Here is a 13,076-nt window from a genome sequence, read left to right as displayed (position 1 = left end):
TACGTTTTTGTGATCTTTCTCACTCGCTCGGCTGCTTCCAGATCAAATGCATCTGCTGATGGCTTGTGATTGAACCGATGCGCTCAGCTGCCTCTCTATTGGTAAATGCTTCGTAAGCGATTAAGTGACGACACTGCATTACGTCCCAGTTTGCTACGAACTGATTTGAAAGCCTGGAGAGATGACTATGGAACTTCCTGTAAAAGATCTCACGACCTTATTCGATCAATTGGGTCTGGACTCAGATAAGGCCAGTATTGACGCGTTTGTCGCCAAGCACTATCCGCTTCCCGATGACGTCAAGATTTCCGAAGCACCTTTTTGGACGCCCAGCCAGGCGGCGTTTTTGAAAGAAGAAATCATGAACGATGCCGAGTGGGAGCCGATCGTTGATGAACTCAACGTATTGCTGCACGAGAATAAGCCGTTTCAAGCGACCTGAATGGTAGGCCTGGAAGGTAATAAAACGGTGGGTTCAAGCCCACCGTTTTGCTTTTCAGATTCCTGCTTATCCCGTCTGCCAATCCCGCTGTGCCTCTTCGCATGTTCGTGCCAAGTGGACGGTAGCGCCGTCTACGCGGGCCACCCATTCTAGAGGAATCAGGTGATATTGCCCCTGAGCATCTGGATCACTTCGCTCAAGCTTGAGTTTATTGCGATCCACAATGTCATAGACCTTGCCGACGTGTTGACCATCGGAGCCTAGTACGTCCGCTTGAACAGGGATTTTATCGACATCAACCATGCAGGTTTCTCCGGCAAATAGGACAAAGGGTTCTGTAGGTAATCATCTGCTATCTATTCAGAGGTTTGCCGAATAGCTAACGTTCTGGGTGAGCGACAGGAGGCATTTTTCAACTCTCCTGATGAGCGAGCAGAACTGTCCGATACCCCTTTTTTCTGACTGGTGTACAGCATTGTCCAAGGCTGTAGCGAACGGACCTGATAAGGAGCAAACGTAATGATTGAACTCTATGGCATGGGTAGCCCCAATGTCCTGAAAGTGGTGCTGATGCTGGAGGAGCTGCAACTGGCTTACCGGTTCAAGCATGTACATGTCTGGAAGGGGGAACAGTTCACCGATACCTTCAAGGCACTCAATCCGAACAGCAAGGTTCCTGTGTTGATCGATCCTGACGGACCGAGCGGGGAGCCATATCGTGTGTTCGAGTCGGGTGCAATCCTGCAGTACCTTGCTGAGAAGACGGGGAAGTTTCTGCCTGCAAGCGGTACGGCACGTTATGACGTCATGCAGTGGTTGATGATCCAGTTGACTGGAGTCGGCCCCATGTTCGGCCAGTATGTTCACTTTACGCGCTTCGAGCCTGAAGTCTCCCAGTACGCGCGCTCGCGCTATACCACTGAGGCGCTGCGCCTGGTTGAGCTTATCGACCAGCGTCTGGCTACTCATTCTTATCTGGGCGGCGATACCTATTCGATTGCCGATATCGCGACGTATCCCTGGATGGCCATTCTCGAGTTCCTTGGCTTACCCCATGAGCGTTATACCCATCTGACACGCTGGTTGGGCGAGATTTCAAAGCGACCTGCTGCCATTCGACTGGTCGAGATGACCAAGGAGATTCAGGCGGAAGGCGCGGCCTCTCGTGCAGAGGCCACACCGGATGACTATGACCGCATGTTCGGCCGCGGTCAGTACGCTCGCTCGTTGTAAAATGGATAGGGCATGGATGCCTGCCTCAGGAATCAACCAGCTCCTTGAGAAAGCACGTCAAGGCATGGCCAGGGTCGTCATGATCAGACGAAATCATGCGAATGCCCCATTGGCTCAGGATCTCTTCCTGTACCGGATTGGGCATGTGAGAAAAGACATAGGAGATGGGCCTGACGCCGGAGGGCTCATACTTGCTCCACATCTTTGAAAGCTTATGGAAGAGCAGCCGGATATTGGTATCCGAAAGGCTGTAACCAATGAACAGAACGGCTTTGCTCAGTGTGTCGGCTCTCAGCTTGATATCGAGCGGCGTCTCGAATTGAAGCCGTTCGTAATAGCTTGTTTCGGCCAGCACAATCGACGAGTCATCGTCGAAATCCCCATGAAATTTGATGATCTGTCTGATGTTGTCCTGCGCCTTGGCCAGATCGCTGGCATTGGCGATCTTGATGTACTCTCGCTGATAGGCATCGTGGGCATATTCCAGCCAGCGGTCGTAGTTGGTGGTGTAGATCGCTGAGAACCGGCCTTGTACGATCAGCCGATGTATTTCTGATGCCGTGATATCGATATCTTTATGCCACTCCCGGTCCATCCAGCTTCTGAGCGCACCGATGTTGCCTTTCTTGATACGGTAATACTCGGCTAGTGCAAGAAAATTACCGTAGGTGTTGAAGACGTCAGGGTCATAATCCAGCTGGACGGCAACTTCTTCGATTAGTTGTTTCCAAGGCGGCAAGCCAAGGTTGGCTGATACTCCAGCCCCTACGAACAGGATCAGCCGATTGCTACGGTAAGCGTCCCTAAGGCTCTCCATTTTTAGGACTCCTCGATAAAGCTGACGAATTTTTCCAGCGCCTGCCGTCGCATGGAATACTCATGCTTGCGTGGTCCCAGCTGGGCAAAGGTTTGATCAAGGCCATCAGGCATAAACACACAGTCCCATTCAAAGCTGCTATCACCGGCCGGCTGCTCTGTGATTCGTCCAGGAACGGCGCCCTCAAAGAAGTATTTCTTGCGACCGTCACAGTAGCCGATCAGCGTCTTGGCCACGGCTGAAGGATCTTCAAGGCCGCCTATGACGGAAGAGAAGCGTTCTGCCAGTAACTTGTCCCAGAAGAGCTGTGTAAGGCCGGCAGGGAAATCATTCAGGCTCTTGATGTAAAGCCCGGTGTGTTCAACGAATACAGGCTTCCCAACGAGGCGGAAGGCTTTGAGCAGCTTGTCGCTGATCAATTGGCACACATCCTCGGTTTGCAGTTCATCGATTTTGATCTGGTAGGGGACAATCTCGATTCGCGTTTTGGCGAGCAGGTGAGAGACTTCTTCAATCTTTCGCGTGTTGCTGGAAATAAATCGAATTTTCATGGCTGGCCTGCAAAGGCATTACGATTCTCAGGGCGGCTCGCTACCTCTCTGATTTAGAGGGAAGTGGATAACCAAGGGTTCGCCTTCAAAAGGTCCGGCGGTCGGCATACGCCATCAGCCTGCAAGCAGACGTTGCATGTCCAGTGCGTTGGGTACGGCTGCGCCGCTGGCGGTGTTATCAAAAATGCACCATGTGGGAACGCTCCGTCCATGATGATGTGCCAAGGTCTGGGCCAGAGACGCAAGGGCATCATGGGTATAGGAGGAGTGATAGATCTGGGGCGAGCCGTGAAGGCGATAGTAGACCACCTCCGGCGATGCACCGGGCATGTTGCCGTTCACCAATGGAGAGGGATCGGCAGCTACTTGGCCAATTCGATAAGCCACCAGCATGGACTGGGCATCATCACGTTGCCAGCTGGCATGGCGGGGTTCAAGAACGGCGTGTCCGTTGTAGCGAGCCCTGAGATCCTCCAGAAAGTCACGGCTAAGTTCTGCCTTGAATGCCAGTGAAGGAGGAAGCTGGATCAGCAGGCAGCCCAGTTTCTCTCCCAAGTGACTGCACTCCGACAGAAAGCCGTTCAACAGTGCTCCGCCGTGAGCGAGGCGCTGAATGTGAGTGATCTGCTTGGGGACCTTTACTGCGAAGCGAAAACCCTCTGGCGTCGAGTCAGCCCATTTGGCGTAGGTCGCCGGTTGGTGAGGGCGATAGAACGATGAGTTGATTTCAACGGTATTGAAGCGGGCAGCGTAGCGCTGCAAGTGGGTGCCCTCTGCCGGAAGTCGGACCACTGTGAACGCGGCAGGCTCCAGCCAGCGCATCCAATGTAGGGAAGTGTATTCAAAATCAGTTTTAAGCCAGTCGTGTCTGATCTGTGTTTGACTAACGGATCAGGTGATTGATCCTGCCGCTTCGTAGCGGGGAAGCGGCAGGTGCCTGGTTAGAAGCGGAAAGCCTGACGGCCGATCAACAGCCATTCTCCGTTCTGTTTTTGCCAGATCTGAAAGTTTTCAATTTCAGTAGGCGTCAACTTGCCGCTATTGATGGCTTGTGCAGAGAAATGATTGCGAACCAGGGCCACATCACCCGACATTGTGATTTTCTGGTTGAGCATTTTCAGCTCTTTGAATGCGCTTTTGCCTGTTTCGATATCCGCAATGAATGCTTTCTTATCTTGGATGTTGCCGCTGGAATGGCCATAGGTAAGATTTTCGGCCGTCAGGGCATTCAGACTGGCAATATCCTTGTGCCACATGGCCTGGGTAAGCTTGTCCACGGCCTCAGCTACCGCCGTTTCATCCGAAGACGTGGCGGCCATAGCATAGCCGCTGAAAAGGCACAGAAAGCCAACGATCAGCTTGATATTTCGCATGAGCATTTCCTTGTTGTTGTAAGCGATGCGGAATGGATCGTTGTACGTGATGGCTGTGGATCTCGTTCGAGTATGGAAGAGGCACAGCGGTCATAAGTCGTCGTACAACATGATGTGTTGTAGACGTTTCACGAGAGGGCGTCAATTGGCGTGTTGTTTTTGCCAACAGAGCAAGCGCTGCTTGAGCGAAAAGGTTCTCGTCAAGCAGCAAAGCAGGGTGGCTTAGGCGTGTAGCGAAAGGAAATCTTTCCAGACAGCGGGCACGTTGTTGAGTTGCAGGTACTGAAGACGCTCGTTTTCATCCAGGCGGCTCCAATAAGGCGTCCAGTGCTGGCTCCACCAGAACGCCAACTCGCCTTGTAGCGTATCCATGCAACCCACATCGACCGTAGGAAATGCCTGCCAGGGAGCTGGCGGTGCAATTTTTTGTGCATGAATGGAGGCCAGTAGGGCGGGTGAGTCCGTGACCAGATTGAGCAGCACACCGCCAAATTCGGACTGCATGCGCAGCATCAGTTTTTCACCCGCCTCGTTGCGATACAGCGTCTGTTCAGGAGTGCTCGAAACGGGAGTAAAGCCCAGCTTCATCAAGGCGGCACCCAAACCCATTTTACCTTGGTGACAACTCATGACCTGGAACTGATACGCCCGGATACCAAGCCCTTCAAGGCTTTCTGCGCCTTCCTGGTCGATGTTCAGTGGCGGGTGGTCGAACAGGGGGAATTCGGTACCTAGTTGCTCAAGCTGGCGATCAATATCCTCGAAGGTGCGCTTGGAGACCAGACGCTTTAGCAAAAGGAGAAAACCGGTACCGTGGAGCTGGGGGTGCGAAGTCATGGGGCCTCCTGGCGCGCGTCTGGACTATATGGTCTTAAGACCCGAAGCCAACCGTTTTGCTTCAAGGCTGGCAAAGAAATTTCCATCTGCGCGAAACGGATAGCAGGGCGACTGTGCGGGCAAGAGGCTGCCGCAGCCGTAATATACTTCTTCAACATAGCTTCATCATGTGACCGAAACATGAATCAGAAGGCAATCACGACGGGCTGTATTCCAGGGCTATCAAGGGTTTGCTTTGCTGATAGCGCCGGAGTTTATCGCTAAGCGACTCAGGCAAGGATGCTAGTGTCTGAAATCCATTGGATTGGTAAAAAGGGACGAGTTCGGGGTGGCAGAACAGCCAGACAGGCGATGCCGCATGGTTTACGGCATGCTCCAGCAATCTGCCACCAATACCCTGGCCGCGCTCCTCATGTGAAACGAAGAGGCCCGTCAGCCAAAAGCCCTGTTCGATGGGACTAAGGTTCAGGACACCGAGAATGCCTTGTCGCCGGGCTATCCAATAGCGCACGCCATCGCCTCTGGCGGTTCGCATGGTGCTGCCATGGGCGCGATAAAACTTGTCGATAAGCGGGCGGAGTTCAGGTGAGAGGAGGCCGTACTGCAGTTCGCTCATAGCTCTTTGAGGACAAATAGCATTCAGGTATTGGGCGTATTACCGGCCAGCTGCTCCAAGGCACGCCTCACCATCGAGGCGTACTCAGTGGGGCTGAGGCTATAGAGCTCAGTAGCGACCCAGGGTAGCCAGCGTGCGCCCATTTCGTCTCGTCTGGAGAGCAGGCGCTGTGCCTCGGCAACGGCTTGTGTGGCATGTGCTTGATGAAAATCGGCTCGGCTCATGATGATCTCTTGCAGCAACCCGTCATGATAAAACCGAACCGACGTATTTACCTACCGCGAGCGACACGGCGAGCGATTAACGGCTCGCCGTATCGACATCAGTCAACGCTGACCCCAACGAAAGCGTTATGGCCCAGCGGGCTCATTACATAGCCTTGCACATTCTTGCGCATGGGCATGAACGCCGTGGAGTGGGCGATAGGGGTATTGGGGATCTGTTCCTTCATGCGCACCTGAGCCTGACGGTAAAACTCGGTCCGCTCGGCCTGATCGGAGACACGCTTGCCGTTCTTCACGAGGTCATCGTAGGTTTTGTCGCACCACATGGAGTAGTTGTTGCTACCAATCGCATCGCAGCCATACAGCGTACCCAGCCAGTTGTCTGGATCACCATTGTCGCCTGTCCAGCCCACCAGGATGGTGTCCTGCTGGCCGCTCTTGGCGCGCTTGAGGTATTCGCCCCATTCGTACGTCACGATCTCGGCGTTGATGCCAATCTTGGCCCAGTCGTTCTGGATCATCTGGGCCATCAGGCGCGCGTTCGGGTTATACGGCCGCTGGACCGGCATAGCCCATAAGGTGATCTTTGTGCCTTCCTTGACGCCAGCTTGCTTGAGAAGCTCCTTGGCCTTGACCGGGTCGCGCGGCAGATCCTTTATCGTTTCGTTGTAGGACCACTGGCTGGGCGGCATCCCGTTAACGGCAAGCTGTCCTGCGCCCTGGAAAACGGCTTCAATGATGTTCTGCTTGTTGATCGCCATGTCTAGCGCCTGGCGAACTTCCAGCTTGTCCAGTGGCGGATGCTGAACGTTATAGCCTAGGTAGCCAATGTTATAGCCAGGGCTACTCATGACCTTCAGGTTGGGGTCTTTCTCCAGCGAGGCAATATCCGCCGGATTAGGGTAAACGCTGACGTGGCATTCGCCTGTGCGCAGCTTTTGCGCCCGCACGGCAGAATCGGTATTAATCGAGAAGATAAGGTTGTCGAGCTTGACCTGTCCCGGTTGCCAGTAATCCTTGTTGCCCTTGAAACGGATCATGGCATCTTTCTGGTAGCGACTGAAGACGAAGGGGCCGGTACCGATAGGCTTCTGGTTGATCTGTTCAGCCTTGCCCTGTTTGAGCAGCTGGTCGGCATATTCAGCTGAATGAATACCGGCAAACCGCATCGCCAAATTCTGCACAAAAGCAGCGTCGCGCTCATTCAGCATGAAGCGAACTGTATACTCGTCCACCTTTTCAACCCGAGCGATATTCTTGTCCAGACTCATGCCGGTAAAGTAGGGGAACTCGCTGGGATAGGCCTTGCGGAACGGATGCTCTTTATCCAGCATGCGCTGAAAGGTGAACAGGACGTCATCGGCATTGAAGGGGCGGGTCGGTTTGAAATAGTCCGTCGTATGGAAGTTTACACCCTGCCGTAGAAAGAAGGTATAGGTCTTGCCGTCTTCGCTGATGTCCCAACGCTCTGCAAGGGAAGGAATAGCCTTGGTGCCGCCTCGCTCGAAATCGGCCAGTCGGTTGAACAACGTACTGGCCGCAGCATCATGATCGGTTCCCGCTGTGTACAGGCCGGGGTCAAATCCTGCTGGACTGCCTTCCGAACAGTAGACCAGGTTGCTTGCAGCCTGGGCAGATAAAACGTTGAACACGCAGCCAGCCGTGACCAACGCCGTAAAAAGCGTCTTGAACATGAGCCGTTTCCTTGAAGCGTGAGGTTCAGCGAAACGCGTACGCTACCGCGGCTCCGGAATACCGGCAGGATTTAAATGAAAGCAGATATTTCAAGGGTCACGTCAGATAAGCCGCTTGGTCAGTTTCACTTCGGTCAGGTCGACACCACCTCTTGATAGGGTTTTATGGGCTTCTGTATGGTCGAAGCCGTGCTGTCGATAAAAAGCCATTGCTGCAAGGTTGTCCTGTAATACCCAGAGGGATACACAACTAACCGCGGGCAACTCCAGCGAAGAGAAATAATGCCGTAACAGCGCTGTTCCGAGGCCGGTACGGTAGTGTCGTGGGGCTATGTAAATCGCATGAATTTCTCGCCTGGAGGCCTCTTCCGGCCAATCACGGTCAGGGCCGCACGCCATCCAGCCGGCTACTGACCCGCTGCGCTCAGCAACCCATATCGGAGCATTTTCCGCTTCCAGTCTTGATTTCCAATGGGCATATCTGGACTCGTATTGGAGGTTATCCAGCACTGCCTGAGGCATGATGCCTTGATAGGCGGCGCGCCAGGATTCGATATGGATCATGGCGATTGCGGAGGCATCTTCAAACGTGGCTGCTCGTACAGGCATGGCGGCTTTCCATTAGGCTGAAACGATAAGGGCAGTTCTTAAGACTAGTGCATCCCTTGGGCAGGCGATACTATCCCAAGGCCCGGCCCAGACGGGTTTCTTTGCTTATAACAAATTGCGGTCTGCGGTTCACACCGTTTTGTTCGAGTTCAATCGCCAAGACTCGCCTGCCAATTTGAAACTACGCTGTGCCCAATGTGACGCGCTATTTTGTATGGCCGCGTCGTGGCTGCATGGAACAAGAAAAATAGGGAGAGTAAGCATTAATGCGTCTATCTTTGCTGTTTCTGGCTATCAGTACGTCCCTTGGCAGCTATGCCTTTGCTAACGAAACCCAGTCTGTTACTGAAGCCGGAACGACGGTACAGGAGGTCAACATGGCAGATAAGAACGGCTCGGCCCTTCAGGCGAATCCCTTTTTCCAGGAGAGTGCATTGCCCTTTCAGGCACCTCGGTTCGACCTGATCAAGGAGTCGGACTTCGAGCCCGCCATTACAGAAGGCATCCGGCAAAAGTTGGCTGAAATCGAGCACATTGCCAACAACCCCGAGCCGCCTACTTTCGAGAATACCTACGTTGCGCTGGAAAAAGCCGGAGCCCTGCTGGACAGGGTCATGACAGTTTTTAGCGCGCTCACTGGCGCCAATACGTCCGACACGCTTCAGCGGATCAATGAAGAGCAGTCGCCCAAGCTGGCTGCGCTGGGTGATGCAATCACGCTCAACAGCACATTGTTCGACCGTCTACAGGCCGTTTACGACCAGCGCGAAACGCTTGATCTGACACCCGAGGACAAGCGGCTTATCGAGATTACCCATCAACATTTCGTGTTGGCAGGTGCCCGGCTGTCTGAGACTGATAAGGCCCAGCTCAAATCGCTCAACCAAGAGGCGGCAACGCTCACTACCCAGTTTGTGAATCGGCTGCTGGCTGCAGCCAAGAACGGGGCCCTGGTTGTCAGCAACAAGAATCAGCTTGAGGGACTTTCTGAGCCTGAGATCAAGGCAGCCGAACAAGCAGCCCAGGACCGTCATCTGGACCAGCAATGGCTGCTCACTCTTCAGAACACCACGCAACAGCCTTGGCTAGCGTCTCTTGCCAACCGCGATACGCGTAAGGCCTTGTTCGATGCCTCGTGGAATCGGGCCGAGAAGGGAGATGCCAACGATACCCGCTCGCTTATCGCGCGTCTGGCCAAGGTGAGAGCCGAGCAGGCCAGGCTGCTGGGGTTCCCGGATTATGCGACCTGGAAGCTACAGGATCAGATGGCCAAGAAGCCAGAAGCTGCGCTAGGTTTCATGCGGGACATCGCGCCGGCGGCCACAGCCCGAGCCAAGCGCGAGGCGGCGGATATTCAGGCCGTTATCGACAAACAGGGGGGCGGCTTCAAGTTGCAGGCCTGGGATTGGCCTTATTATGCGGAGCAGGTTCGCAAGGCCCGTTACGATCTGGACGAGTCACAGATTCGCCCGTATTTCGAGCTTAATAATGTGCTCCAGAACGGGGTGTTTTACGCAGCGCAGGCGCTCTACGGCATTACGTTCAAGGAACGGACGGACATTCCGGTGTATCAGTCGGATGTGAAGGTTTATGAGGTGTTCGACAAGGATGGCTCTTCAATGGCCTTGTTCTACACCGATTTCTTCGCTCGGGATAACAAGAGCGGAGGTGCCTGGATGGGTAACTTCGTCGATCAGTCCCGACTGCTGGGCACTAAGCCGGTTGTCTATAACGTCTGCAATTTCACCAAGCCGGCCCCAGGTCAACCGGCGCTGCTTTCATGGGACGATGTCATAACCTTGTTTCATGAGTTCGGTCATGCCCTGCACGGTATGTTCGCCGACCAGATGTACGCCAGTATCTCGGGCGCCAATACGCCGAGCGATTTCGTCGAATTTCCTTCGCAAATCAACGAGCACTGGGCGGAAGACCCCAAGGTGTTCGCCAACTATGCCAAGCACTACGCAACCGGCAAGCCCATGCCCGCCGAGCTGGTCGAGAAGATCAAGACCGCGTCTCGCTTCAACAAGGGCTATGACATGACCGAGCTTCTGGCCGCTGCGCTACTCGACATGCACTGGCACATGATTGCAGCTGAAGCGCCTCAGCAAGACGTTGATGCATTTGAAAAGGCTGCGCTGGAGAAGGACCGCATAAACCTCAGTTATGTGCCGCCTCGCTACCGATCCAGCTATTTCATGCACATCTGGGGCAATGGCTATGCGGCAGGGTATTACGCTTATCTGTGGACACAGATGCTGGCCGATGATGGCTTCGAGTGGTTCAGAGAACACGGCGGCCTTACTCCTGAAAACGGCCAACGCTTCCGCGACATGGTTCTTTCTCGTGGCAACAGCACCGATCTGGAGCAGGTCTACCGGGACTGGCGGGGCCATGAACCGGATATCGAGCCCATGCTGATTAACCGCGGCCTGAAAGGTGATAGCCAGGGTTGAGCTTGCCTTATAAGTAAATAGGCCTGGAAGGTCCGTCTTGCTGCCAGCATTCATGGCCTAGGCTTAAAGTGCATCTTTTTATCCTATGCCGAGCCGCGCAGTATTTGTCACAGTGGAGCGCTTAGATTAGGCGCTCCCAATTATTGCACCATGTTTTTGAAAAGGACCCGTCATGACCACGACTGTTACCGGCGCCAGCGCACCGGATAGCCTCGATATCGATTCACGCTATGAGGCCGCCAAGGCTATCGCACAGGAAGCGGCACGCCTGGGCATGGACTTCTATGCGCGCCGTTCGAGCCTGACGGTAATGCACAAAGGCGGTAACCTGCAGGATGTCGTCAGTGTTGCCGACAAGACACTGGAGGACTTCATCCGGGCGCAGCTTTCGGAGCGTTTTCCGGAGGATGGCTTTATCGGTGAGGAAAACGGTACTGCAGCATTGAATGCGCGCTGCATCTGGGTCATCGACCCCATCGACGGAACCAGCTGTTTCGTAAACGGCTTGCACAGCTGGTGTGTATCCATCGGACTCATGATTGACGGTGAGCCCTATCTGGGCGCTATCGCCGATCCGAACCATCAGGAACTCTTTCATGCCTGCCTGGGCCAGGGCGCGTTCGTCAATGATATCCCGCTCAAGGCCCATACTGCCCAACACGTTCGTGAAGGAGTCGTAGGGGTAGGTACAACGCACCGCCGTGGCAAGGAAAACTTTATTCCTTTCCTGACCGGTCTGTTGGACGAGGGTGGGATGTTTATCCGCAACGGCTCCGGGGCGCTGATGACGGCTTATGTGGCCGCGGGTCGGTTGATTGGCTATTACGAGACGCTTATCAACAGCTGGGATTGCCTGGCAGGCCTTGTCATGGTCAAGGAAGCCGGTGGTCGGTCGAGTGACTTCTTCCGTGGCGAAGGGCTGCTGGAAGGGAATCCGCTTCTGGTCGCTGCGCCCGGAGTATATGAGCAGCTAGCAGGCCTGATAGGGCCCTCGTTGGACAGTAACTAAGCCTTTTGCGTTTTTCTGCGCGTGGGGCATGACGGTACAGGGTTGTGTCGCCGTTCATCTATCCTTTGAGACAGGACTTGTACGAAGCGGGCATACCTGTGCGAACCTGACGATGCCATTCGAAAGCGAGGATCAGACCATGAGTACCATGCAATGTACCTACCGCGATCATGTCATTACGGCTGAAATCATGGAGCATCCAGGCAGCCCTTTACCCTGGGCAGGCGGTTGCCGGATAAGCGACCTGCACGGGCATGTAACCCGGCGCATGCCGCTTCCGGTCAGTCATGCCTTCCTGGCCGAACTGGATCAGGCCCAGAGAGCGTCCATTGCTCACGGCAAATGGCTAGTTGACCAATGCCTGGACCATGGGCGAATGCTGTTTGATCAGCCCAAGGCTGCCTGATACGTATCTCACAGGGCGAAAGGCAAGAATTGCTTTTCGCCCTGGCTGCATGGCTTAACCTGCCAGACCTACATAAACGTTCTGCACGTCATCGTGGGCATCCAGGGCTTCCAGAAAGGCTTCTACTTCTTCCATTTCAGCATCGCTCAAGCCGGTGACCGGGTTTTTGGGGCGATAACCCAGATTGGCCGACTGTACTGTAAAACCAAGAGTTGGCAGCGCCTTGCAGACGGCGTCCATGTCGGTAGCGTCGCTTATAAAGAGGGTAGCGTCATCCTCACCCGCCTCGAAATCCTGAGCGCCTGCTTCGATCGCGGCCAGCTCCGGATCAGCTTCTGGCGTATCGGGCGTTGCCTCGATCATGCCTACATAATCGAAATCCCACGCTACCGAGCCGGACGCGCCAAGCTGGCCCTTGCGAAACAGTACGCGAATCTCGGCGACAGTACGGTTCACGTTATCGGTCAGGCATTCCACAATGACCGGCACACGGTGGGGAGTAAAACCTTCATAGGTGGTGCGCTCATAGTTGACCGCTTCGCCCAAAAGACCTGCGCCTTTCTTGATGGCGCGCTCCAGTGTTTCGCGAGGCATGGAGGCCTTTTTGGCCTGCTCGACGACCAGACGCAGGCGAGGATTCATGTCTGGGTCCGGGCCGGAGCGCGCAGCGATCATGATCTCTTTCGACAGTTTGCCAAAGATCTTGCCCTTGGCATTGGCTGCGGCTTCTTTATGTTTGGCTTTCCACTGTGCGCCCATAGTTGTCTCTTCAAGAGGGAATAAAGGCGCAAATTCTAGTCCATACCGAG

Annotated in this window: 16 protein-coding genes; 5 read left to right on the top strand and 11 right to left on the bottom strand. The window is 54.5% G+C overall.

Features of this window, described 5'->3' with window-relative positions; genetic code table 11:
• Positions 1 to 187: 187 nt before the first annotated feature.
• Positions 188 to 442 carry a DUF2789 domain-containing protein gene (locus AC4LF3_RS11495; RefSeq protein ID WP_074824231.1) on the top strand — a complete coding sequence of 85 codons (255 nt, stop codon included), beginning with the start codon at positions 188 to 190 and terminating at the stop codon, positions 440 to 442.
• 66 nt (positions 443 to 508) lie between these two features.
• On the opposite strand, the gene AC4LF3_RS11490 is transcribed toward AC4LF3_RS11495, so the two are convergent.
• Entirely contained in the window at positions 509 to 745 is a 237-nt protein-coding gene (locus tag AC4LF3_RS11490) for a DUF2171 domain-containing protein (RefSeq protein WP_074824233.1), read from the bottom strand.
• Positions 746 to 961: 216 nt separating this feature from the next.
• Here AC4LF3_RS11490 and AC4LF3_RS11485 point away from each other — a divergent pair, with 216 nt between their 5' ends.
• Positions 962 to 1,675: a glutathione S-transferase N-terminal domain-containing protein gene (locus AC4LF3_RS11485; RefSeq protein WP_491835347.1), complete on the top strand. Its 714-nt coding sequence runs from the start codon at positions 962 to 964 to the stop codon at positions 1,673 to 1,675.
• Positions 1,676 to 1,700: 25 nt separating this feature from the next.
• Here AC4LF3_RS11485 and AC4LF3_RS11480 read toward each other — a convergent pair whose 3' ends face one another.
• The 9 genes from AC4LF3_RS11480 to AC4LF3_RS11440 all read right to left on the bottom strand — a co-directional run bounded on the left by AC4LF3_RS11480 (position 1,701) and on the right by AC4LF3_RS11440 (position 8,396).
• Positions 1,701 to 2,492, bottom strand: coding sequence for an SIR2 family protein (locus tag AC4LF3_RS11480; RefSeq protein ID WP_491835346.1), 792 nt, complete (start codon positions 2,490 to 2,492; stop codon positions 1,701 to 1,703).
• A gap of 2 nt (positions 2,493 to 2,494) precedes the next feature.
• Entirely contained in the window at positions 2,495 to 3,043 is a 549-nt protein-coding gene (locus AC4LF3_RS11475) for a non-canonical purine NTP pyrophosphatase (protein ID WP_074824241.1), read from the bottom strand.
• 114 nt (positions 3,044 to 3,157) lie between these two features.
• Complete coding sequence (locus AC4LF3_RS11470; RefSeq protein WP_491835345.1) at positions 3,158 to 3,805, bottom strand: DUF72 domain-containing protein; 648 nt, start codon at positions 3,803 to 3,805, stop codon at positions 3,158 to 3,160.
• 179 nt (positions 3,806 to 3,984) lie between these two features.
• Positions 3,985 to 4,416: a nuclear transport factor 2 family protein gene (locus AC4LF3_RS11465; RefSeq protein ID WP_074824250.1), complete on the bottom strand. Its 432-nt coding sequence runs from the start codon at positions 4,414 to 4,416 to the stop codon at positions 3,985 to 3,987.
• 222 nt (positions 4,417 to 4,638) lie between these two features.
• Positions 4,639 to 5,253, bottom strand: a complete 615-nt coding sequence (locus AC4LF3_RS11460; RefSeq protein WP_074824253.1) for a hypothetical protein — start codon at positions 5,251 to 5,253, stop codon at positions 4,639 to 4,641.
• Positions 5,254 to 5,449: 196 nt separating this feature from the next.
• Complete coding sequence (locus AC4LF3_RS11455; RefSeq protein WP_491835344.1) at positions 5,450 to 5,869, bottom strand: GNAT family N-acetyltransferase; 420 nt, start codon at positions 5,867 to 5,869, stop codon at positions 5,450 to 5,452.
• Between the two features lie 23 nt (positions 5,870 to 5,892).
• The gene (locus tag AC4LF3_RS11450; protein WP_074824259.1) at positions 5,893 to 6,093 is read right to left on the bottom strand and encodes a hypothetical protein; all 201 of its coding nucleotides are present in this window, start codon (positions 6,091 to 6,093) and stop codon (positions 5,893 to 5,895) included.
• A 98-nt stretch (positions 6,094 to 6,191) separates the two neighbouring features.
• A complete protein-coding gene (locus AC4LF3_RS11445) occupies positions 6,192 to 7,787 on the bottom strand; it encodes an ABC transporter substrate-binding protein (protein WP_122042334.1) in 1,596 nt (531 codons plus the stop codon).
• A 102-nt stretch (positions 7,788 to 7,889) separates the two neighbouring features.
• Positions 7,890 to 8,396, bottom strand: a complete 507-nt coding sequence (locus AC4LF3_RS11440) for a GNAT family N-acetyltransferase (RefSeq protein WP_197872867.1) — start codon at positions 8,394 to 8,396, stop codon at positions 7,890 to 7,892.
• 266 nt (positions 8,397 to 8,662) lie between these two features.
• Between AC4LF3_RS11440 and dcp the strand changes: the two genes are divergently transcribed.
• From dcp to AC4LF3_RS11425, 3 genes are all read left to right on the top strand, one after another.
• Positions 8,663 to 10,852 (top strand): peptidyl-dipeptidase Dcp, encoded by a 2,190-nt coding sequence (gene dcp / locus AC4LF3_RS11435; RefSeq protein ID WP_491835343.1) that lies wholly within the window; start codon positions 8,663 to 8,665, stop codon positions 10,850 to 10,852.
• Positions 10,853 to 11,024: 172 nt separating this feature from the next.
• Positions 11,025 to 11,861 carry an inositol monophosphatase family protein gene (locus tag AC4LF3_RS11430; protein WP_491835342.1) on the top strand — a complete coding sequence of 279 codons (837 nt, stop codon included), beginning with the start codon at positions 11,025 to 11,027 and terminating at the stop codon, positions 11,859 to 11,861.
• A 139-nt stretch (positions 11,862 to 12,000) separates the two neighbouring features.
• Complete coding sequence (locus tag AC4LF3_RS11425; RefSeq protein WP_122044769.1) at positions 12,001 to 12,267, top strand: hypothetical protein; 267 nt, start codon at positions 12,001 to 12,003, stop codon at positions 12,265 to 12,267.
• Positions 12,268 to 12,321: 54 nt separating this feature from the next.
• On the opposite strand, the gene AC4LF3_RS11420 is transcribed toward AC4LF3_RS11425, so the two are convergent.
• Positions 12,322 to 13,026, bottom strand: coding sequence for a YebC/PmpR family DNA-binding transcriptional regulator (locus AC4LF3_RS11420; RefSeq protein WP_074824271.1), 705 nt, complete (start codon positions 13,024 to 13,026; stop codon positions 12,322 to 12,324).
• Positions 13,027 to 13,076 lie beyond the last annotated feature (50 nt).

The organism is Pseudomonas sp. C2.3V, assembly GCF_058536325.1.
The sequence above is the reverse complement of the archived record's forward strand: the minus strand, read 5'-3'. Positions and strand labels throughout refer to the sequence as shown.